Here is a 22618-nt window from a genome sequence, read left to right as displayed (position 1 = left end):
CTGCGGCAGGCCGCGGGGTGGCCGGCTGGATGGGCAGATCGCGGGTCTCGTACTCGTCCACCGTGACGTCGGGGGCACTCACGACAGGACCTCCTCTTGCACGTCGTCGGTTTCGGGTTCGGGGACGGTGTCGGCCGGGGTGCCGGTGAGGGAAAGGAACACATCGTCGAGAGTGGGACGCACGACGTTCGCGTCGAGCACGCAGACACCGGCGTCGTCGAGGCGGCGCAGCGCTTCGACCATCGTGCGTGACCCGTTGCCCACCACCACCGACACCTCGTCGCTGCCGGGCTCGTGAACGGGCTCGCCGACCCCCACCTGCTGCAGGACCTGCACCGCGGGCCACGGGCTCTGCCCCGCGGCGAGGGTGACCGTGAGCCGGTCGCCGCCGATGGAGGTCTTGAGTTCGTCGGCCGAACCGCGGGCGATGACCGTGCCCTTGTCGATGACGGTGATCCGGTCGGCGAGCAGGTCGGCCTCCTCGAGGTACTGGGTGGTGAGCAGGACGGTGGTGCCGTCGTCGACGAGATCACCGATCACCTGCCACATGTCCAGGCGGCCGCGCGGGTCGAGGCCGGTGGTCGGTTCGTCGAGCACCACCACCGGCGGCCGCGCCACCAGCGCACCGGCCAGGTCGAGGCGACGGGCCATACCACCGGAATAGGTGCCTGCCCGCCGACCCGCCGCGTGGTCGAGTCCGAACGCGGTGAGCAGTTCCTCCACGCGCACGACGGACTGCTTGCGTCCCATGCCGTACAGGCGCGCCACCATGCGCAGGTTCTCGTAGCCGGTCAGGTTCGCGTCGACGGCCGCGTACTGGCCGGACAACCCGATCCTGGTGCGCGCGGTGGCCGGGTCGGCCAGCACGTCGATACCGGCGACCCGCACCGAACCGGCATCGGGTCGCAACAGCGTGGTGACGATCCGCACCGTGGTGGTCTTGCCCGCACCGTTGGGGCCCAGCAGGCCGAGCACGGTCCCCGCCGGGATCTCCAGGTCGATCTCCTTCAGTACGCGCACCTTGCCGTAACTCTTCGCCAGGCCGCGCACTTCTACCGCGAGACTCACGGTCGCATCTCCTTCTGGCCACTGCCGCACACGGTGATGTCTGGGACGGCGTCGAGGTGGCGATGCAGCACGGGGCCGATCGCCGCCAGCGATTCCGGTGTGGTCATCGCCGCGTGCCTGCAGGGCAGGTCGTGGTTGTGGATGTTGCCGGTGACGAACGGCTGCCAGGCGTCGGCACAGCGGCTCGGATCGGCGGCGTTGATCTCGTCCGCCGTGGCGGTGAAGAACACGAGGTCGCCGTCGAAGGTGCGCGGCCGGAACCGGTTGGCCATGACGGTGCCGTCGGCGTACCCGGTGTAGAGGCGTTGCAGATGTTCCACCGAGAGCGCGGCGAACGGACCTGCCTGGGCCCGCAGCAGATCCGCCGCTTCGTTCAGGTCGAGGTCGGCGGGCAACGGTTCGCCGTCGACCAGGTCGGCGCCGAACTCGCCGAGGATGTCGGCGACACTGGGCATCGAGGTGTCGAGCCAGCGGTCACCGAGCTGGTAGCTGTCCATCATCGCCAGCAGCGCCACGTCTTCGCCCGCGTCCTGCAGCTGCACGGCGATCTCCTGCGCGATCAGGCCGCCGAGCGACCAGCCGAGTAGGTGATAGGGACCGTGCGGCTGGATCGACTTGATATGGGCGACATAGTGTCCGGCGGCTTCGGGGATCGAGATGAAGCTGTCGTCGCCGGACACGTGCGGGGCCTGCAGGCCGTACACCGGGCGCTGCGGGGCGAGATGAGCGAGCAGTCCTGCGTAGCACCAGGCCAGTCCGATCGCCGGGTGCACGCAGAACAGCGGGGTGTCGTGCGGGCTGGTGGACGGGCGGATGGCCAGCACCGGGCTGGTGGCCGCCTCGATCACCGCGTCCGGGTCGAGGTCGTCGAGCTTGGCCGCGATTCCCGCGGGGGTGGCGTCGCCGAACATCATCTGGACGGGCATGTCGTAGCCCTGCTCACGCAGTGCCGCGACAACTTTGGTGGCCAGCAGGGAGTTGCCGCCGAGTTCGAAGAACCCGTCGTCCACGCCGACCCGCTCGACCCCGAGGACCTCGGTGAACACCGCGCACAGCGCCATCTCGGCGACGGTCGCCGGCGCGCGGTACCCGCCGGACGCGGTGAACACCGGCTCGGGCAGCCGGGCTCGATCGAGCTTGCCGACCGGACTCAGCGGCACCTCGTCGAGCAGCATGATCGCCTGCGGGACCATGTAGTTCGGCACGTGACCCGCGACGTGCTCGAGCAGTTCGGGCACGCTCGGCGCGCTCCCGTTGCGTGCCTTCACATACGAGACCAGCGCGGTGACCCCGGCCTGCGTGGTGTGACCGATGGTGAGCGCGAGCTCGACATCGGCGTGCCGGGCGAACGCGACGTCGATCTCGCCGAGTTCGATCCGGAATCCGCGGACCTTCACCTGATGGTCGGTGCGGCCGACGTACTCCACGTCCAGCGCCGACTTGGCGCCGTCACGCCAGCGCACCAGGTCGCCGGTCCGGTACATCCGTTCGCCCGGCGCGCCGTAGGGATCGGCCACGAACCGCTGGGCCGTGAGTCCCGGCCGGTTGAGGTAGCCGCGCGCCAGAGCCGAGCCCGCCAGCTGCAGCTCGCCGGTGACACCGATCGGGGTCGGGTGCAGCCGCCGGTCGAGCACGGTGGCCGCGACGCCGCGGATCGGCCCACCGATGGTGATCGGGCCCCGCGGGCTCATCGGCTGCGGCATCAACGTGACGATGGTCGTCTCGGTGGGGCCGTACACGTTGTAGAAGTTGCGCCCCGGCGCCCAGCGGGCGAGCAGTTCCGGCGGCAGCGCCTCGCCACCGGTGAGCACATGGGCCAGCGAGTTCACGCCCGCCGGGTCGACGGTGCCCAGCGCGGCGGTGGTGATGAACGCGTGGGTGATCCGTTCCCGGATGAACACCTGCCGCAGGTCCTCGCCGCCGACCACCCCGGCCGGGGAGATCACCAGCGTCGCCGCGCCACCGAGCGCGAACAGGATGTCGAGCATGGCGGCGTCGAAGCTCGGAGTCGCGAAGTGCAGCACCCGGCTGCCGGGACGCACATCGAACCGGTCGGCGGTCTCGGCGGCGAAGTTCGACAGACCGCCGTGGGTGACCACGACGCCCTTCGGGGTCCCGGTGGAGCCCGACGTGTAGATCACGTACGCCGGATTGTGCAGGCGCAGGGGGCGAATCCGTTCGGCGTCGGTAACCGGCGAGTCGTCGGTCCCCAGCACGGTGGCCCTGGTCTGCGGGTCGTCCAGGACCAGCCAGCGGGTATCGGCGGGCAGTCGATCGCGGTGCTCGAGCAGCGTCAGACCCAGTGCCGCAGCGGAATCGGTGAGCATGTGACTGATCCGCTGCGGCGGGTAGTTCGGGTCGACCGGCACGAACGCGGCGCCCGCCTTCGCGACGGCGAGCATGGTCGCCACCGACTCCACCGAACGCGGAATACCCAGGGCCACCAGGGTTTCCGGCCCCACACCCTGTCCGATCAGGACACGGGCGAGCCGGTTGGTCCACCGGTCGAGCGCGTCGTAGGTGACCACGGTGTCCCCGGCGCACAGCGCGACGCCCTCGCGGGAACGAGCCACGGCGGCACCGAAGACCGCGGGCAGCGTCACCGCCTGCTCGGCGCGGGCGCCGTGCACCGGTGCCAGCGCGGTCCACTCGACCGCGTCGAGCAGGGCCAGGTCGCCGACCGCGGTGTTCGGGTCGGCGGCCACGGCGGTGAGCAGCCGGACCAGGCGGTCGCCGAGCCTGCGCGCGGTGACCTCGTCGAACAGGTCCGCCGCGAAGTTCACCGACAGGCTGATGCCGTCGCCCACCCGGTCGGCGGTCTGGGTCTCGGTGAAGGTGAACTGCAGGTCGAACTTGGCGATACCGGCGTCGGCGTCGATAGCTTCGATCCGCAGGCCGGGCAGTTCCAGCATCCGCACCGGGGTGTTGCGCACCGACAGCATCACCTGGAACAGCGGGTGGTGTGCCTGGGAGCGCGCCGGGTTGACGACCTCGACGAGCCGTTCGAAGGGCAGGTCGGCGTTCGCGAACGCGTCGAGGTCCCCGTCGCGGACGGTGCGCAGCAGGTCGACGAACGCGCGCTCGTCGGAAACCTCGGTGCGCAGCACCAGGGTGTTGACGAACATGCCGATCATCGCGTCGAGTGCTGGATGTCCACGGCCCGCGCTGGCAGTGCCGACGGCGATGTCCTCGGTGCCGGTGACCCGGTGCAGCAGGACCGCCAGCGCCGCGTGCAACACCATGAACATACTGACGTTGTTCGCCGTGGCGATGCCGCGCAGCGCCCGGTGGGTCGCCGCGTCGACCGTGCAGTCGACGGTGCCGCCCTGGTAGGAGGGCACCGGCGGGCGCGAGCGGTCGGCCGGGACGGTGAGCAGCTCCGGCAGGCCGTCGAGCACACCGCGCCAGTGGTCGAGCTGCTTGCTGATCAGCGAGTCCGGGTCGTCCTCGGTACCGAGGAGTTCCTGCTGCCACAGGGTGTAGTCGGCGTACTGGACCGGCGGGATCTGTTCGCCGAACGGTTCACCGATCTGGATGCCACGGTAGGCGGCGGCCACTTCGGCGGCGAGCGGTTCCAGCGACCAGCCGTCCATCGCGATGTGGTGCACGACCAGCACCAGCACATGCTCGGTCGAGCGCGCGACCGCGAACTTGGCCTTGGCCGGTGCCGACTGCCCGGTGTGGTCGACGCTGATCAGCGCCGCCCGCATGGGCACCGAGGCCGACAGGTCGAATCCCGGGGTGACGAAACGGGTCACGGCGGTGTCGACCTCGCTCGCGGTGGCCGTCGCGTGGAACAGCGTGACGGCGGCGATCGCCGGGTCGAGCACCAACTGCTCTGGCTCGCCGGCGGTCTCCGGGAACACCGTGCGCAGCGTCTCGTGCCGACGTTGCACCGTGTGCAAAGCGGCAATGAGCGCATCGAGGTCGACCGTGCCGTGCAGGCGCAGTACGACCGGGACGTTGTAGGCGCCCGAGGACTGACTGTCACCGCCGGCACCCGCGTTGAAGCGGTTGAGGAACCACAGCCTGCGCTGCGCCGCCGACAGCGGAATCCGCTCCGGGCGTGGCTGGGGCACCAGGTCCGGCCGGTGTTCGTCGCCGGACGGTCCGGATTCGATGAGCGCGGCGAGTTCGGCGACGGTCGGCGCCGCGAACACGGTGCGCACTTCCAGGCGCACATTGCTGGCCGCGGCCAGCCGGGCCACCAGCTGGGTGGCCAGCAGCGAGTTGCCGCCGATGTCGAAGAAGCTGTCGGTGGCGCGGACCTCGCTCGCCCCGACCAGCTCCTCGAACACTCGCGCGACCGTCCGCTCGGCATCGGTCTGTGGTGCCCGGCCCGCGGCGGCGGTGAACTGCGGTTCCGGCAACGCCGTGCGATCGAGCTTGCCGACCGGGGTGAGCGGCACTTGGTCGATCAGGTTCAGCGACGCGGGCACCATGTGCCCGGCCAGCCGGACCATCGCGTGCCGCTTCACCCCGGCCACCTCGGCCGGGTCGACACCCTCGTTCAGCTGGATCCAGGCGACGATCCGGTCGTCGCCCGCGATCCGGCGGACCTCGGTGTGTGCGAAGCGGACCTCGGGATGACTGCCGAGGACGGCGCTGATCTCGCCGAGTTCGATCCGGAAACCGCGCACCTTCACCTGATGGTCGCTGCGACCCAGGTAGTCGATCTCACCGTTCGCCGTCCAGCGCACCACGTCGCCGGTGCGGTACATCCGGCTGCCCGCCGGGCCGAACGGGTCGGCGATGAAGCGTCCCGCGGTCAGGCCGTAGCGCTCGTGATAGCCCTGGGCGATGCCGGCGCCGCCGATGTAGAGCTCGCCCGGCACCCTGCCGACGACCGGTCGCAGCCGCTCGTCGAGCACGAGGGCCCGTGAGCCGCGCACCGGCGTGCCGATGGCGACCGGAACACCCACCCGCAGCTCCGACATCGCGGCGATGACAGTGAACTCGGTGGGCCCGTAGGCGTTGACGAACCGCCTGCCCGGCGCCCAGTTCTCCACCAGGTCCGGCGGCACCGCCTCGCCACCGGCCATCAGACCGCGCAGCATCGGCAGCGGGTGGCGGGTGGGGTCGATCGAGCCCAGCACCGCGGGCGTCAGGAAGGTGTGGGTGATCTGCTCGCGTTCCAGCAGGGTCCCGAGTTCGTCACCGCCGTAGATGTCGATCGGGCCGATCACCATCTCGGCGCCCGAGTAGACGGCGAGGAGCATGTCGAGCACCGAGACGTCGAAACTGGGTGTGGAGAAGAAGAACGTGCGGGAGAACCGGTCGAGGCCCATCCGTTCACGCAGGTCGAGCGCGAGACTCGTGAGACCGCCGTGGGTGACGGTGACGCCCTTGGGCAGGCCGGTCGAACCGGACGTGTAGATCTGATAGGCCAGGTCGGCGGTGCGCACCGGCCGGACCCGCTCGGTGTTGCTGATCCGGACCCCGTCGTAGCCGGCCAGTTCGGCGTTCAGCTCGTCGCCGTCCATCAGCAACCACTGGGTATCGATCGGGCCCGCGGCCTCGCGCAACGAGTCCGCGTCGGCGCGCGCGGTGAGTACCGCGCTGGCACCGGAGTCGGTGAGCATGTGCCGCACCCGGTCGGCCGGGTAGCGCGGGTCGACGGGCACGAACGCGGCGCCGCTGGCCGCGACGCCGAAGATGGCGAGGGCGCAGTCCAGTGAGCGGGTGAGCCCGACGGCCACCCGGTCGCCGGTGCCGATGCCGCGCGCGATCAGCGCCCGGCCCAGCCGGTGCGCCCGGCTCGCGACCTCGGCGTAGTCGAGCTCGCCCACGTCCCCGGCGACGCTGCCGTCGGCGAACCAGCGCAGCGCCGGCCGCTGCGGATACTTCGTGGCGGCACCGTCGAGGATGTCGGCCAGGATGACCGGCGTGACCGCGGCGGGTCCCTGTGCGGGGACGTGCTCACGGTGCTCGAGCACGGTGAGCGGGTCCAGATCGCACACCAATTGCCGTGGGTCGGCGGTCACCTGGGTGAGGATCTGCACGAACCGGTCGGCGAGGGTCTGAATGGTGGCGGCGTCGAACAGTTCGGTGGCGTAGACGAAGTCGAACCGCAACCCGCTGTCCTCGGCGGGCGCGACCCGCAGTTCCAGGTCGAACTTGGCCAGGGCGATGTCGAGCTCTTCCGCGGCCAGCCGCAGTCCGGGCAGTTCCAGCGCGGGTGTGCGGTTGTCCTGCATGCTCAGCGCGACCTGGAACAGCGGGTGGCGGTTGCTCGCCCTGCTCTCGCGGCCCAGCGCGTCGACGACGCGCTCGAACGGCACATCGGCGTGGGCGAGGGCGGCGAGCTCGCCATCGCGATCGGCGTGCAGCAGCTCGGTGAAGCTGCGGCCGGGATCGACATCGGAGCGCAGGACCAGGGTGTTGACGAACATGCCGACGAGATCGTCGAGCTGGATGTCGGTGCGCCCGGCGACCGGGGTACCGATGGGGATGTCGCGGCCGCCGGTGACGCTGCGCAGCAGCACCGACAGCGCCGAGCGCACGACCATGAACAGGCTGACACCGGTGTGGCCGGCCAGCTCGTCGAGCGCGTGCTGCAGCGGTGCCGAGACCGCGCAGGTCACGGTGCCCGCGGACCCAGTGGGTTCGGCGGGGCGTGGCCGGTCGAACGGCAGCGGCAGCTCGTCGGGCAGTTCGGACAACGTCTCGCGCCAGAACGCGAGCTGGGTGGCGGTGATGCTGTCCGGGTCGTCCTCGCTGCCGAGCACCGCCCGCTGCCACAGGCTGAAGTCGGCGTACTGCACCGGCAGCGGTGCGCGTTCGGGGACGGCGCCCCCGGTGCGAGCCACGTAGGCCAGTGCGAGATCACGCGTCAGCGGGCCGAGCGACCAGCCGTCGGCGGCGATGTGGTGGACGACGACGCCGAGCAGGTGTTCGTCGGATGCGGTGCGCAGCAACGACACTCGCAGCGGCGTCTGCCGGGTGAGGTCGAAGCCCTGGCGGGCCAGCGCGGTCAGCGCCGCGTTCGCCTGATCGGGTGCGGTGTCGACGGCGTCGATCACCGGCATCGCCTGCTCGCGCGGCAGGATCACCTGCTGGGCGCCGGAGAGGTCTTCGGGGAAGACCGTGCGCAGTACCTCGTGGCGCTCCACCAGGTCGCCGAGAGCGCCCCGCAACGCCTCGACGTCCAGATCTCCGCCGATTCGCAAGACGAATGCGATGTTGTAGGCGCTCGATTCGGGGGACAATCGGTTCAGGAACCACAGCCGTTGCTGCGGCAACGACAGTGGTATGCGTCCCGGGCGCGGGGTGTGTACCGCCAGCGCCACCCGCTGCGTCCGGGGCGCTTCCGTGATCAGCCGGGCGATGCCCGCCACGGTCGGTGCCTCGAAAATCTGCCGGACCGGCAGGTCCACCTCGAATTCGGCGTGTAGCGCGGCGGCGAGCCGGGTGGCCAGCAGCGAGTTGCCGCCGATGTCGAAGAAGCTGTCCTCCGCGCCGGGGATCGGGCGGCCGAGAATCTCGGTGAACACCGCGGCCACCCGCATCTCGAGGTGCGTGCGTGGCGCACGCGACCCACCACTGACCACGAATTCGGGTGTGGGCAGGGCCTTTCGGTCGAGTTTGCCCGCCGGGGTGACCGGCATCGCGTCGAGCACCGCCAATGCGGCGGGCACCATGTAGCCGGGCAACCTGCTGCGGGCGGTATCGAGCACGGCGGCCGGGTCGATCGGGCCGTCGGCGGTGACGTAGGACGCGAGCCGCTGCTGCCCCTGCTCGTCGACGTGGACGACGGTCAGCGCGGACCGAACGCCCGGGTGTTCGCGCAGCACATGGTCGATTTCGCGCAGTTCGATCCGGAACCCACGGATCTTGATCTGATCGTCGGCGCGGCCGAGGAAACGCAGCAGGCCGGTCATGTCGGCGACGACGAGATCGCCGGTGCGATACATCCTTTCGCCGACGCGGCCGTGTGGGTTGGCGACGAACCGCTGCGCGGTGAGTGCCTGCTTGCCGAGGTACCCGCGGGCCAGGCCGGGCCCCGAGACGTAGAGCTCGCCCGGTGTTCCCGGCGGCACCGGGTTCATCCGGCCGTCGAGCACGAACAGCCGCATGCCGCGCACGGGGGTGCCCAGCGGGACAGGCTCGCCCGGAACCATCGCCGCGCTCGCGGTGACCGCGACGGTGGCCTCGGACGGGCCGTACATGTTGTGCATCCGGTACTTCGTGGCCCAGGCTTCGACGAGTTCGTCCGAGCACGCCTCGCCGCCGACGATCACCGTGTTGAGTGCCGGGAACTCACCCGCGGGCACCGTGGCCAGCGCGGCCGGGGTGATGAACGCGTGGGTGATGCGTTCCGAGCGCAGGAAACCGGCCAGCTCCGCACCGCCGTACAGGTCGGCGGGGGCCACCACGATCGTGGCACCCGCGGCGAACCCGAGCAGCAGTTCCAGCACCGAGGCGTCGAAGCTGGGTGAGGAGAAGTGCATGGTCCGCGCGTGGTCGGTCACCTTGTACAGCTGGGTCTGCTCACTGGCCAGCGAGGCGATGCCCGCATGGGTGACCACGACGGCCTTGGGTGTGCCGGTCGAGCCCGAGGTGTAGATGAGGTAGGCGGGCTGCCCGGCTCGCATCGGATGCCTGCGGTCGGCATCGGACAGGGGGCTGCCCGAGCGGACCGCGCAGTCGGCCTCGAAATCGGCCGTTCCGAAGACCATCCACTCCGGTGCCGACCGGTGCTTGCCGGTGGCGGTGGGCAGCGCGGCGAGATGCTCGGGCAGGGTGAGCCCGAGCGTGGCCCCGGAGTCACCGATCATGTGCGCGATGCGATCGGCCGGGTAGGCGGGGTCGACGGGCACGTACGCGGCGCCGGTCTTGGCGACCGCCCAGATGGCGATGATCGACTCGAGGCTGCGCGGCAGCGCCACGGCGACCACCGTTTCGGGTGCGGCGCCGTGCGCGATGAGACTGCGCGCCAACCGGTTCGAGCGTTCGTCGAGTTCGCGGTATGTGGTGTCGAAACCGAGGTAGCGCACCGCCACCGAGTCGGGCAGGTGTTGTGCGGTGTCGCCGAGCAGCCGGGCCAGGGTGCCCGCCGGTTCGGCGGGCGCGCCGGCCACGGGGACCAGGCGGGCGATCTCGCGACGGTCGAGCACGTCGAGGTCGCCGATCGCCGTGGTGGGGGTGGCGACAGCGGCGGCCAGCAGCGTGGTGAACCGCCGGGCGATGGCCTGCACCGTGGCGCGATCGAAAACATCGGTGGCGAAACCGAATTCGGCGTGCAGCGGTCCGTCGTCGTGAGTGTCGCGAACCTCGAGCTGCAGGTCGAACTTGGCGACGCCGATTTCGATCGGCACCAGTTCCGCGGTGACACCGGGCAATTCGACCCGCAGTTCCGGGGTGCGGTCGTAGGACAGCATCACCTGGAACAGCGGATGCCGGGTGGTCGAGCGATCGGGATTGACCAGTTCCACCAGCCGTTCGAACGGCACGTCGGGGTTGGCGAAGGCATCCAGGTCGGTCTCGCGGACCAGGTCGAGCATGCGCTCGAACCCGGCGCCGAGGTCCACCTCGGTGCGCAACACCAGGGTGTTGACGAACATGCCGACCAGTTCGTCCAGCGCCGGATCGGAGCGGCCCGCGATGGGCGTGCCGATGGTGACGTCGGTGCTCGCGCACAGCCGGGCCAGCAGGGTGGCCAGGGCGGCGTGCAGCACCATGAACATGCTCACGCCGCGACCGGTGGCGAGTTCGGCTGCCGCGCGCCGGGTTTCGGCGTCGATGACGAATTCGACGGTGTCCCCGCCGGTGCCACGCTGTTGCGGCCGTGGCCGGTCGAGGGGCAGGTCGAGCTGATCGGGCAGCCCGGCCAGCGCACCGCGCCAGTGCCCGAGCTGGCGCGCGATGGGTGCCTCGGGGTCGGTTTCCTCACCGAGCAGTTCCCGCTGCCACATCGCGAAATCGGCGTACTGCACCGGCAGCGGTGCCCACTGAGGCGCGGCGCCACCCGCGCGCGCCGACACCGCGACCATCAGATCCCGGGCCAGCGGTGCGACCGACCAGCCGTCACCGCTGATGTGGTGCAGCACCACGAGCAGCAGGTGATCCTCGGCGCCCACCCGGTAGAGCGCGACCCGCAGCGGTGTCTCGGTCCGCAGGTCGAAACCGCGCCCCGCCACCTGCGCGGCCAGCGCGGGAATCTCGGCGGCGGCCACCTCTATCGGCGTCAGCTCGGGTTCCACCCCGGCCGCGGCGTGGATGCGCTGGTACGGGCCCTCGGGGCCTTCGGGAAAACTGGTGCGCAGGCTCTCGTGGCGGTCGAGCACGTCGCGCAGACCCGCACGCAACGCCTCGAGGTCGAGATGCCCGGTGAGCCGCAGGGCCAAGGGCATGTTGTAGGCGGCGGCGTGTTCGGCGAACCGGTTGAGGATCCACAGCCGCTGCTGGGCCAGCGACAGCGGCACCCGTTCCGGTCTGCGTGCCGGAACCAGTTTCGGTGTCGAGGTCTCGGGCCGGTGGGTGCTGATGTAGCCGGCCAGCGCGGCGATGGTCGGCGACTCGAACATCTCCCGGATGCTGAGGTTCGCATCGAGGGTGGTGTTGATCCGGGCGACCGCGCGGGCCGCGACCAGGGAATTGCCGCCGAGATCGAAGAAGCTGTCCTCGATCCCGATCGTGGTGCCGTCCAGGGCGAGAACCTCGGTGAAGATCTCCGCGAGCGCGCATTCCAGCTCGGTCTGCGGTGCGGCGGCGCCGGTGGTGACCCGCACACCCACCTCCGGTGCGGGCAGTGCTGTGCGATCGACCTTGCCGTTGGCGCTCAACGGCAGTTCGTCGAGCACCACCAGCGCCGAGGGCACCATGTAGGACGGCAGGCCGCGGCGCAGTGCCGCGAGCAGGACGGTGGGATCGGGCGCCGACGCGCCGGGCACGGCGACCACGTAGGCGACGAGTTCGTCCTCACCGATGCGGCCGGTGCGGGCCACGCAGACCGCGCGGGCGATATCGTCCTGCGCGAGCAACGCGGATTCGATCTCGCCGAGTTCGATGCGCAGTCCGCGAATCTTCACCTGGAAGTCGGTGCGGCCCAGGTATTCCAGGACGCCGCCGGCGATCTGCCAGCGCGCCAGGTCACCGGTGCGATACATCCGCTGCCCCGAGGTGAAGGGGTTGGCGACGAACCGGTCGGCGCTCAGGTCGGGACGGCCCAGGTAGCCACGGGCCAGTTGCGCGCCCGCCAGGTACAGCTCGCCGACGACACCGGGCGGCACCGGGCGCAGATGCGGGTCGAGCACATAGGTCTGGGTGTTCCACACCGGCGAGCCGATCGGCACCGTGGTGGCCTCGGCCGGGCACGGCCAGTAGGTGACGTCGACCGCGGCCTCGGTGGGCCCGTAGAGATTGTGCAGCTCCGGTCCGCCGTCGGGGCCGTGCAGCGCGGCGTGGAAGTCGGCGACCGTCGCGCCGGGCAGCGCCTCACCACTGCAGAACACCCGGCGCAGCCCCGCCCCGCCCCGCACGCGCGGGTCGGTGACGAACAGCGACAGCATCGACGGCACGAAATGAGCTGTGGTGATGGACCTTTCGGTGATGATCCGGGCGAGGTAGGCCGGGTCGCGATGCCCTTCGGGAGCGGCGACGACCAGGCGCGCACCGACCTGCAGCGGCCAGAAGAACTCCCAGACCGACACGTCGAAGGTGGCCGGCGTCTTCTGCAGGACCGCGTCGGTGTGGTCGAGCGGGTACTCGGCCTGCATCCAGCGCAACCGGTTCACGATCGCGGCATGCGTGACACCCACGCCCTTGGGTTTACCCGTGGAGCCCGAGGTGAAGATGACGTAGGCGAGATGATCGGGGCGCAGCGGCGCGGTGCGGTCGGCGTCGGTGATCGGCGCGACGTCGTTGCCGCTCACGTCGAGCGTGTCCAGATCGACCCGGACGGCGCCCTCTGGCAGCCGGACCCCGTCGCGATCCGCGGTGAGTACACACACCGGATGTGCCTGTGTCAGCACCGCTTCGATGCGATCGACCGGATGCCCGGGATCCAGCGGCAGGTAGGCCGCGCCGGTCGCGAGTACCGCGTAGATCCCGACGACCAGATCGACACTGCGATGCAGGCACACACCGACGGTGGTCTCCGGGCCCGCGCCGCGGGCGATGAGTTCGCGTGCCAGCTGGTTCACCCGGTCACCGAGTTCGGTGTATCCGAGTGTGCGGTCGCCGAATTCGAGACCGATGGCGTGCGGGCTGCGCGACACCTGGTCCTCGAACAGCGAGACCAGCGTCGCGGCCTGCATCGGCATCTCGGTGGCGTTCCACTCGCGCAGCACCCGCTCGTTCTCGGCGGTGGTGATCGCGGTGAGCGTGTAGGTGGGGGTGGTCGGCTCGGCGGCCAGGAAGCGCGCGAGGAAGTCGAGGTAGCGCGCGTGGTGGGCGGCGTTCTCGGACTCGCCGTAGAGCTTCGGATTGGCCTCGAAGTCGAGCTGGATGCGGCCGCCGTCGCCGTTGTAGATGTTGATCGAGAGGTCTTCGACGGGTCCGGTGGCGAGCACATGGAGCTGACCGGCGATGTCGTCGAACTTCAGCTCGTCGTGGAACAGCATGATGTTGACCATCGGCCCGAAGAAGCCGCGCGCGTCGCGGGAGTACCCGCAGTCTCGCCGGATGTCGTCGGAGCGGTAGCGCTGGTGGCGCAGGGCGCCGGTGATCTGGAGTTCGGTCTGGCGCACGACGTCGGCGACGGTGGTGTGCTCGTCGAACCGCAGGCGCAGCGGCACCACGTTCGACACCACACCCGCCGACCGGCGCAGCGCGACGGTGGTGCGTGCCGAAACCGGAAGGCTCAGTACGACATCCGGGTCACCGGTGACCGAACGGACGTAGGCGGCGAGCGCGGCGACGATCAGCGCGGAGTTGGCCGAACTGTGTGTGGTGATCGCGTCGGTGAGCAGCGTGTCGAGGTCGGCGTCGAGTACCGCGGTGGCACGGTGGCGCCCCGCGTCGTGGGTGTCGCCCGCGGCGGTGACCGATGACAGCGTCATCGGTTCGCCCACGCCGGCGAGCTGTTCCGTCCAGTACTCGCGGTCGGCACGGAACCGGCTGGACTCGCGATAGCGGGATTCGTCGGCGTAGAGGTCGACGAGCGCGGCGGCGCGGGAAACGGACGGCTCACGCTGCTCGCCGACCGCGGAGTAGATCTCGGCGGTGCGCGAGAGCGCGTTCATCGCACCATAACCGTCGATGACGATGTGGTGGCCGCGTTCGTACCAGAACCAATCCCGGTCACCGATCCGCAACACCACATTGATGGTGAGGGGCTCGTGCTCCATGTCGATCGGGGTGCTGGCGTGGGCGTTCATCCAGGCCAGCGCGGCGGCCCGGGGGTCGGATTCGCCGCGGAGGTCGATCCGGCCCCAGCCGGGCCGCCACGTGGGGTCCACTCGCTGGTGGGGCACGCCGTCGATCTCGAGTAGGCGGACGTGTCCCACCTGGGATTCCGCGCCGAAGCGCTCGACCGCGTACAGCAACCGGCCGACGTCGAGATCACCGTGCAGTTCGACGTAGTGAGCGATGGTGAGCGGAATATCGGGCCGGATCCGTTGCGCGTACCACAGTGCTGTCTGACCGGGCGAGAGGGCGAACGGTTGGCCCGGGTCCTCGTCGGTGATGCTCGAGCTGACGTGGTCGGTGGCCAAAGAACTCATCAAGCACTCCGTTTCTGCCTTGTGTCACAACTCCCCGAGCAGCGCCCGGGCACACGACGGCCCAGGGCGTGGCTTTTCCACGCCCATGATTCGGAGTACTACGGCAGCCGGATGGCTACGAATGTGAATTTATTTCGAGCTCAACGAATTACGCCCCTGAAGCAGCAACTTTGTGCCGCTTCCCCCCGGTTGAAACAAACCGCTTATTCAGAATTGTCCGAACTTCGCGCAAGATGCGTCGGATTCGCGCGGCGGCGTCGAAGTAATAGCAATCCGACACCGATCGCGGTCAGGATAACGGACGCGAGTTCCGGCCACCCACCGATTCGGGTAGCGACTGTTGTTGTGTCGCGCAACGGTAGCTGGGCCACCAAGGCGGCGGGGACGACTTGCTCGGTGTGCTGTCTGAGCACGCCGTCAGCGGTGATGATCCCGCTGACACCCGTGGTTGCTGAGACCACGAGCGCACGCCCGTGCTCGACCGCGCGTACCCGCGACATCGCCAGTTGCTGGTAGGTCATCTCGCTTTCGCCGAAGGTGGCGTTGTTGGTGGGCACCGTCAGCAATTGGGCGCCCGCGGCGAGGGAATCCCGAAATGCCCGATCGAACGCGACTTCGTAGCAGGTCGCCACGCCGACCGGCACACCGGCGGCCGTCACCGTTCCGTCACCGTTACCCGGCACGAAATAGCCCGCGCGGTCGGCATAGGAGGAGAACAAACGGAAGAAACCGCGCATCGGCAGGTATTCGCCGAACGGCTGGATGATCTTCTTGTCGTGGCGCTCCCCCGGGCCCGCCGTGCCGTTCCACACGATCACCGAGTTGGTGGTCGTGCGGTCACCGTTCACCAGGACTGCGCCGACCAGGATCGGGGCGCCGATCCGTACCGAGGCTTCGGTGATCTCGGCGGCGGCGTCGGCATTGCGCAGTGGGTCGATATCGGAGGAGTTCTCGGGCCAGATCACGATGTCGGGCCGCGCGGCCTGTCCGCGGGTGACGGCGTCGGCCAACTCCTCGGTGCGCCGGACGTGGTTGTCCAGCACGGCGCGGCGCTGGGCGTTGAAGTCGAGCCCGAGCCGCGGCACACTGCCCTGGATCGCCGCGACCGTGATCGTTCTGATACCTGCGTCCGGGGCGGGCAGTGTCGGCCGCAGGATCACTCCGGCCAGGGGCATGGTAGCCACGGCCACCACCGCGGTGGCAAATCCGGTGCGCACGGCGCGAGTGTTCGGGCGTGGCGCGGGCGTGCAGGCCCAGGTGACGACGCGCAGGGCGAGCGCGACGAGCGCGGTGCCGGTCAGCGCGACCGCGAAGCCGACCAGCGGCGCACCACCGTAGGCGGCCAGCGGCAGATACCACCCATCGGCTTGACCGAAAGCGACACGTCCCCACGGGAATCCGCCGAACGGGACGCTCGACCGCACCCATTCGCTCGCGGTCCACGCCAGGGCGAGCCAGATCGGCCAGCCCGGCAGCGCGCTCAACCCTCGAGCGAGCACACCCCAGAGGCCGAAGTACAACGCGCACACCGTGGACAGCGCCAACCACGGCACCGGACCCACGTAGATCCCGGTCCACGGCAGCAATGGCACGAAGAACGCCAGCCCGCCGAGCAGCCCGTACCCGAAACCGCCGCGCAGCCTGCCCGGCCCGCGCACCGCGAGGGTGAGCAACGCGATGGCCACGGGGGCGAGGAACCAGAACGGGCGGGGCGGAAAGCTGCCGAACAGCAGCAGCCCGCCCACGACGGCCGCGAGCAGCCGCAACACCGCCGGGTGCGAAGCGGCGGCGGATCGGCTCGCACCGGGATCCACCTCGCCCGCTGCTGATGCCGGCTCGGCTGCGGAGTCGGGGTGGTTACCCGTCGCGGGATCGATCATGGTGTGTCGCTCCGTGATTCGTTGCTGGCGGCGGGTCAGGCAGCGTAGATCGTGATGCCGTCGCGCACGGTGCGCAGGCAGGTCGGCAGGTCGACGCCCGGATCGAGGCGCGGGAGGGCGGGTACGCGGGAGCGGGGGTCGGTGGACCAGCGCTGCACGGTGTCGGCGGCCGCCGCGACGACGAGCTCGCCCGCGTCCCACACGGCGTAGGAGGCGGGTGCGCCGGGAACCAGCGTGCCCGCCATCCCGTCGCGCACGCCGCCCGCGCGCCAGGCGCCGCGCGTGGCAGCGGCGAAGGCGGCACGCGGGGACAAGCCGTGGCCGGGGGTGCGGTGGTGGACGGCCGCGCGCACCTGTTCCCACGGGTTCATGACGGTGACGGGCGCGTCGGACCCGATGGCGAGGGAGATGCCCGCCGCCGCCATCGCCGAGAACGGGTTGAGGCCCGCGGCGCGCTCGGCGCCGAGGCGGGTCGCGTACATCCCGTCGGGTCCGCCCCACGCGGCGTCGAAGCCGGGCTGCACGGACGCGATCACGCCGAGCTCGGCCAGTTGTGCGATCGCAGCGGCGTCGGTCATCTCCGCGTGTTCCACCCGGTGCCCACGTGAGGCGATCGCCGGACCACCGAGTTCGGCGGCGACACGGGCGAATCCGGCGACGACGGTATCCATGGCGGCGTCGCCGATGGCGTGGAAACCGGCCTGGATCCCGGCCTCGGTGCACGCGCGAATATGCGCGGTGATCGTGTCCTCGTCGAGGAAGCTCTTGCCGCAGCCCGCCGCGTCGGCGTAGGGCGCGCGCAGCAGCGCCGTGTGCGAGCCGAGCGAGCCGTCGACGAACAGGTCGCCACCGAGCGCGTGCACGCCGAGCTCGTCGAGCAGGGCGCGCGCGTGCTCCGCGGTGCGCACGGCCTGACCCCAGTAGGCCCGCACGGCCACACCGTGGTCGAAAGCGAGCAGTTCGCGGATGTCGTCGCGGCCGGAGATCTCCGGGCCCGCGCATTCGTGGACCGCGACGATGCCGTGGGCGGCCGCCGCGTCGAGGGCCGCCCGGCGAGCCGAATCACGCTGGGCACGAGTGAGTTCCGCGAGCGCGATGGTGCGCACCCGGTGGTGGGCGTCGGCGCGCAGCAGTTCGCCACGCTGATACCCCTCGCCGAGGTCACCGGCCGCGTCGAGCAGCGCCGAGGAGGCGACGGCCGAATGGGCGTCGACCCGGGCCAGGTAGACCAGCCTGCCCGAACCGGCGGCCTCGTCGAGTTCGGCGACCGTCGGCGGACGCTGCTCGGGCCAGCCGGTGTCGTCCCAGCCCTCGCCGATGATCACCCCGTCCGGCTGGCTCGCGGCGTGCGCACGCACCGTCTCGAGCAGGTCGGACAGGGATCCGGCGCCACGCACGTCGAGCCCGGTCAGCTGGAGTCCCAGCGCGGTGACGTGGACATGGGGGTCGACGAACGCGGGTGCCACGAACGCACCGTCGAGGTCGATGATCTCCGCATCGGGGTGCATCGCGCGCCCGGGCGCCTCGGCGCCCAGCCACACCACGGTGCCGTCGGTGACCGCCATCGCGGCCGCGTCCGGGGAGCTCGAACTGTAGAAACGACCGCCGATCAGCAACTGGGTACTCACGATGCCCCAGTCTGCCGTATCGCCGGATCGGCACCTCGGCAGGGACAGGCTCCGGTCGGCGTCGCGAGCGTCAGGTCGGCAGCGACAGTGCGGCGCGCACTTCGGCGTCGCCGAACCCGGCGAGACAATGCCCGCCCGCCTCCACGGCGATCAGTTCCAGCCGCCATGCGGCGGTGGTGAAGTCCGACATCGACTGTCCGGCAGCGGCGCTCGCTCTGCGCACCGCGTCGGCCAGTTCCTCGCTCACCGTGACGGTGATCTGCTCGGTGGCCATGTCGGTACTGTAGACCCTTCGCCGCCGCGCGCGGGCGTGTCGGTCGAGGCCTTGTCGGATCAGGCGGGGCCGAGCGCGCGCGGACCCGCGGTGTGACCATCGTCGTACCACTGCCCGACCACGGTGCCGTCGACCACGTCGCCGTCCGCGTCGACGACCATCCCGCGATACGGCGAGGGCGCGAACGAGGGCAGCGGGCCGAAGCGCCGGGTGCCGAGCTTCTCCAGCGCCGGTCGCAGCAGCGCCCTGGTCGGCGGGAACAGCGCGAGCAGGCCGACGAGTCCGGTGACCAGACCGGGCACGAACAGCAGCACCGAGCCGGTGGCGACGATCACCCCGTCGGCGACCGCGCTCTCGGCGGTCACCTCACCGCGCGAGGCCCGCCGGAATCGGTCGAACACCCGCCTGCCCTGCCGTCCGAGCAGCACCAATCCCACGCCCGAGACGGCGACGAGCACGATCAGCGCCCAGCCGATGCCGATCAACTGGGCGAGACCGACGAGGGCGGCGATCTCGACGACGAGGTAGAGGACGAACAGCACGGCGGTCATGGCGATCCTTTCGGACGATCTACCCCTTCAACGCACGAGCGCCCGATTTTTCTCCCGAGCGAGCCGGCGAATTCAGCCGCCCGGTCGCACGAGCCCGGTCTCGTAGGCCAGCACCACGGCCTGCACCCGGTCGCGCAGACCGAGTTTGGTGAGCACCCGGCCGACGTGTGTTTTCACCGTCGCCTCCGACAGGAACAGCGCCGCGGCGATCTCGGCGTTGGAGCGGCCGACCGCGATCTGTTCGAGTACCTCGCGTTCGCGCGCGGTGAGGACGTCGAGGATCTTCGGGTCGCGCAGGCTCGTCGGGTCCTCGGCCACGAGCCGGTCCAGCAGCCGCTTGGTGACCTTGGGCGAGACCACCGCGTCACCGGCGGCGACGCTGCGGATGGCCGAGACGAGATCCTCGGGCGGGGTGTCCTTGAGCAGGAATCCGCTGGCGCCCGCACGCAGGGCGCCGAGCGCGTGTTCGTCGAGGTCGAAGGTGGTCATCACGAGCACCCGCACGCCCTCCCCCGCGGCCACGATCTGCGCGGTGGCCGTCACTCCGTCGACAACCGGCATCCGCACGTCCATCAGCACCACATCGGGTCGCAGTTCGCTCGCGCGCCGCACGGCTTCGTCGCCGTTGCCCGCTTCACCGATCACGTCGATGTCGGGGTGCGCGCCGAGCACCATTTTCAGGCCCATCCGCATGAGTTCCTGATCGTCCACCACGAGCACGCTGATCGGCATTGCCCCACCCTAATCGTCACCGCCGCGCAGCATTCCCCCGTGTTTTCCCGCACGACCGCGGGGCGAGCGGGGTTCAGTCCGTTTCGGTCCGCAGTGGAAGGTCGGCGCGTACCTGCCAGCGGCCGTCGTCGAGTCTGCCCGCGGACAGAGTGCCGCCCAGGACCGCGACCCGTTCGCGCATGCCGACCAGACCCATCCCCGCGCCGGGAATCTCGGCGCCCGGACTCACCTGTGCGGGAACACCGCCGCTGTCGACGACTTCGACGCGGATGTCCTCCTCGCGCCGATACACCCGGACCACCGCCTTCGGCTCCGCTCCCGCGTGGCGCAGGGTGTTGGTGAGCGATTCCTGCACGATGCGGTGCACGCCGAGGCTCACCTCGGGGGCGATGTCGTCGAGTTCGCCGGTCAGCTCGAGGTCGACGGCCAGGCCCGCCTCGCGCATCATCTGGGCCAGCTTCGCGATGCCCGCGCTCCCGTGCTGGGGCAGCAGTTCCGGTGCGTGTTCGGTGCGCAGCAGGGCGACGGTGCGGCGCAGTTCGCGCAGCGCGTCGCGACCGGTACCCGCGATGGTGGCGAGCGCGCGTTCGGCGGTGTCGGGGTCCTGACGCAGGGCGTACTTGGCGCCGTCGGCCTGCACGATGATGACGCTGACGGCGTGCGCGACCACATCGTGGAGTTCGCGGGCGATGCGGGTGCGTTCGGCGGCGACCGCGTCGTGGGCGCGCCGTTCCTTGTCGTAATCGGCGACGGCCAGCCGCGCCGCCACCTCGGAGTCGTACGCGTGCCGGGCACCGTTGAACTCGGCCAGTGTCCAGCACAGCGCGTAGATGAGCGCGACCATCGCCAGATCACCGCCGCGCGGCTCGTCGAGCAGCAGGACCGACGCCACCATGTCGAGCGCGAGGAAGGCGAGGAAGATGAGCCCGTCACGCCGGCCGACGTAGGCGACGAGCGTGTAGAGCATCACCCCGAGCCCGATCAGGGCGACATGGTCGGCTACCTGTCCATCGATCAGGTAGCCGATGAGAGTGTTCAGCAACGACAGCACCAGCATCGCCGCCGCCACCGCCCGCGGATACACCCGCCGCAGGATCAGCGGCAGCGGCACGATCACCGAGAAGATCAGGTAGACGACCTTGTTGTGTTCGTCGCCCACCCCGAGGGCATCGAGGAACAGCAGCAATCCCGCGAGAATCGAGTCGGCGACGATGGGTCGTCCGCGTAGCCACAGGCTGAACCGGCGCACGGGCCCAGCGTAGCCCCGGCTGGCTTTCCGGCCGTGATCTTGATTGCCTGGACGCGTGCAACTCGGAGACTGGACGGTCCTGCTGGTGGCCGCCGCGGCGGCGGGCTGGGTCGACGCCGTGGTCGGCGGCGGCGGGCTGATCATTCTGCCGACTCTGTTCCTCGTCGTTCCCGGCATCGCACCGCAGACCGCGCTGGGCACCAACAAGCTCGCCGCCCTGGCAGGCACCGCGACCGCGGTGGCGACCTTCGCGCGCAAGGTGCCGATGCAGTGGAAGGTACTGCTGCCCGGCGCGGTGATCGCCGCGATCACGGCCGCGTGCGGCGCGGCGGCGGTGTCGCTGATCGACCGCGACCTGTTCATCCCGCTGGTGATGGTGGTGCTCGTCGGGGTGGCGGTGTTCGTGACCGTGCGCCCCTCGGTCGGCCTGACGATGGCCACCCATCCGCCGACCCGGCGCAAGGTGATCCTGGTGGTCGGCCTCGCGTCCGGTCTGATCGGCCTCTACGACGGGCTGCTCGGGCCGGGCACCGGCACCTTCCTGATCATCACCTTCGCGACCCTGCTCGGCACCGAGTTCGTGCGGGCGGCCGCGATGGCCAAGGTGATCAACTGCGGGTCGAACGTGGGTGCGCTGCTGTTCCTCGGCTCGACCGGCCACATCCTGTGGGGTCTCGGCGCGGGCATGGCGGTGGCGAACGTTCTCGGCGCGCTGATCGGTTCGCGGATGGCGCTGGCCAGGGGCGCGGGGTTCGTCCGGATCGTGTTGCTCGTCGTCGTGGTGGTGATGGTGATCCGGTTGGGGTGGCAGCAGTTCGGTTAGGGCGGCGATTCGATCAGCGCACCGGTTCGGCGGCCGCGGAGGCGGCGAGCCACGGTTGCAGGACCCGCGAGGTGGTCTCGTGGATCTTGCGGTGGAGGCGTTCACCGTCGTCGATGCCGTGCTGTGGCTGCTGGAACAGCACCGTCAGCGCGCCCGACACCGCGCCGACCACGGCGCCGACCAGCGCCGCGGCGCCGACCTCGTCGAGTTCGTGCGGGAATGCGATGTGCAACTGGTGGGCGATCTCGCGCTGCGCGACCAATTGCGCGTGCGCGGCGCGACCGCTCACCGAGGGGACGGTCCGCGAGACCCGCGCCCGCAGGGCGGCCACCCGCGAACCGACGTCGTCGACGAGGTGTTCGCCGGGGTTGTCGCCCGCCGCGCGCAAGGCCCGCAGCAACACCTCCACCGGTCGCTCGCCGGGCCGACGGGTGGCGATGGCGGCGACCGCCGCGCGCACCCGTTCGTCGGGTTCGGGGAAGAGCAGTTCTTCTTTGCTCGCGAAGTAGTTGAAGAAGGTCCGGGTGCCGACCTCGGCCTCGGCCGCGATGTCGGCGACGGTTGTCTCCTCATAGCCTCTGGCCTCGAACAATTCGACGGCGGCCACGAGGATCGCACGTCGGGTTCGTTCCCTTTTTCGATCGCGCAGGGCAGATGGCGGCACGGCGGGCACCCTACGGCATTTTCGGCACCGCTCGCGGGATGACCGGAGTCCGCGCGTCACGGCGGCAACAGACATGACGGTGCGC

At 70.4% G+C, this 22618-nt stretch carries 10 protein-coding genes; 1 reads left to right on the top strand and 9 read right to left on the bottom strand.

The genetic code is table 11. The annotated features are described in order from the left end of the window. Positions 1-78: 78 nt before the first annotated feature. The 8 genes from ACFVVI_RS05410 to ACFVVI_RS05375 all read right to left on the bottom strand — a co-directional run bounded on the left by ACFVVI_RS05410 (position 79) and on the right by ACFVVI_RS05375 (position 21046). Positions 79-1068 carry an ATP-binding cassette domain-containing protein gene (locus ACFVVI_RS05410; RefSeq protein WP_387443396.1) on the bottom strand — a complete coding sequence of 330 codons (990 nt, stop codon included), beginning with the start codon at positions 1066-1068 and terminating at the stop codon, positions 79-81. Further along, positions 1065-14732 carry an amino acid adenylation domain-containing protein gene (locus ACFVVI_RS05405; protein ID WP_387443394.1) on the bottom strand — a complete coding sequence of 4556 codons (13668 nt, stop codon included), beginning with the start codon at positions 14730-14732 and terminating at the stop codon, positions 1065-1067. The genes ACFVVI_RS05410 and ACFVVI_RS05405 overlap by 4 nt, the downstream gene beginning before the upstream one ends. A 203-nt stretch (positions 14733-14935) precedes the next feature. Beyond that, positions 14936-16612, bottom strand: coding sequence for an apolipoprotein N-acyltransferase (gene lnt / locus ACFVVI_RS05400; RefSeq protein WP_387443393.1), 1677 nt, complete (start codon positions 16610-16612; stop codon positions 14936-14938). A gap of 35 nt (positions 16613-16647) precedes the next feature. Then, a complete protein-coding gene (locus ACFVVI_RS05395) occupies positions 16648-18240 on the bottom strand; it encodes an amidohydrolase (RefSeq protein WP_387443391.1) in 1593 nt (530 codons plus the stop codon). Positions 18241-18310: 70 nt separating this feature from the next. After that, the gene (locus tag ACFVVI_RS05390) at positions 18311-18514 is read right to left on the bottom strand and encodes a hypothetical protein (RefSeq protein WP_378987931.1); all 204 of its coding nucleotides are present in this window, start codon (positions 18512-18514) and stop codon (positions 18311-18313) included. Positions 18515-18573: 59 nt separating this feature from the next. Continuing rightward, positions 18574-19065, bottom strand: a complete 492-nt coding sequence (locus ACFVVI_RS05385) for an FxsA family protein (RefSeq protein ID WP_378987934.1) — start codon at positions 19063-19065, stop codon at positions 18574-18576. A gap of 72 nt (positions 19066-19137) precedes the next feature. Further along, positions 19138-19797, bottom strand: a complete 660-nt coding sequence (locus ACFVVI_RS05380; RefSeq protein ID WP_378627551.1) for a response regulator — start codon at positions 19795-19797, stop codon at positions 19138-19140. 73 nt (positions 19798-19870) lie between these two features. Next, positions 19871-21046, bottom strand: coding sequence for a sensor histidine kinase (locus ACFVVI_RS05375; RefSeq protein WP_378987937.1), 1176 nt, complete (start codon positions 21044-21046; stop codon positions 19871-19873). A gap of 55 nt (positions 21047-21101) precedes the next feature. On the opposite strand from ACFVVI_RS05375, the gene ACFVVI_RS05370 reads away from it, so the two are divergent. After that, complete coding sequence (locus ACFVVI_RS05370) at positions 21102-21869, top strand: sulfite exporter TauE/SafE family protein (RefSeq protein WP_378627548.1); 768 nt, start codon at positions 21102-21104, stop codon at positions 21867-21869. A gap of 13 nt (positions 21870-21882) precedes the next feature. On the opposite strand, the gene ACFVVI_RS05365 is transcribed toward ACFVVI_RS05370, so the two are convergent. Then, positions 21883-22533 carry a helix-turn-helix domain-containing protein gene (locus tag ACFVVI_RS05365; RefSeq protein WP_387443387.1) on the bottom strand — a complete coding sequence of 217 codons (651 nt, stop codon included), beginning with the start codon at positions 22531-22533 and terminating at the stop codon, positions 21883-21885. Positions 22534-22618 lie beyond the last annotated feature (85 nt).

The sequence above is a fragment of the Nocardia sp. NPDC058114 genome (assembly GCF_042884695.1).
Classification (GTDB): Bacteria; Actinomycetota; Actinomycetes; order Mycobacteriales; family Mycobacteriaceae; genus Nocardia.
This window is presented reverse-complemented; position numbering and strand designations above follow the sequence as displayed.

Bases quoted from the DNA above. Each gene is read 5' to 3' on its own strand.
- ACFVVI_RS05380 (WP_378627551.1), bottom strand. From the start codon at position 19,797: ATGCCGATCAGCGTGCTCGTGGTGGACGATCAGGAACTCATGCGGATG.
- ACFVVI_RS05405 (WP_387443394.1), bottom strand. From the start codon at position 14,732: ATGAGTTCTTTGGCCACCGACCACGTCAGCTCGAGCATCACCGACGAG.
- ACFVVI_RS05385 (WP_378987934.1), bottom strand. From the start codon at position 19,065: ATGACCGCCGTGCTGTTCGTCCTCTACCTCGTCGTCGAGATCGCCGCC.
- lnt (WP_387443393.1), bottom strand. From the start codon at position 16,612: ATGATCGATCCCGCGACGGGTAACCACCCCGACTCCGCAGCCGAGCCG.
- ACFVVI_RS05390 (WP_378987931.1), bottom strand. From the start codon at position 18,514: ATGGCCACCGAGCAGATCACCGTCACGGTGAGCGAGGAACTGGCCGAC.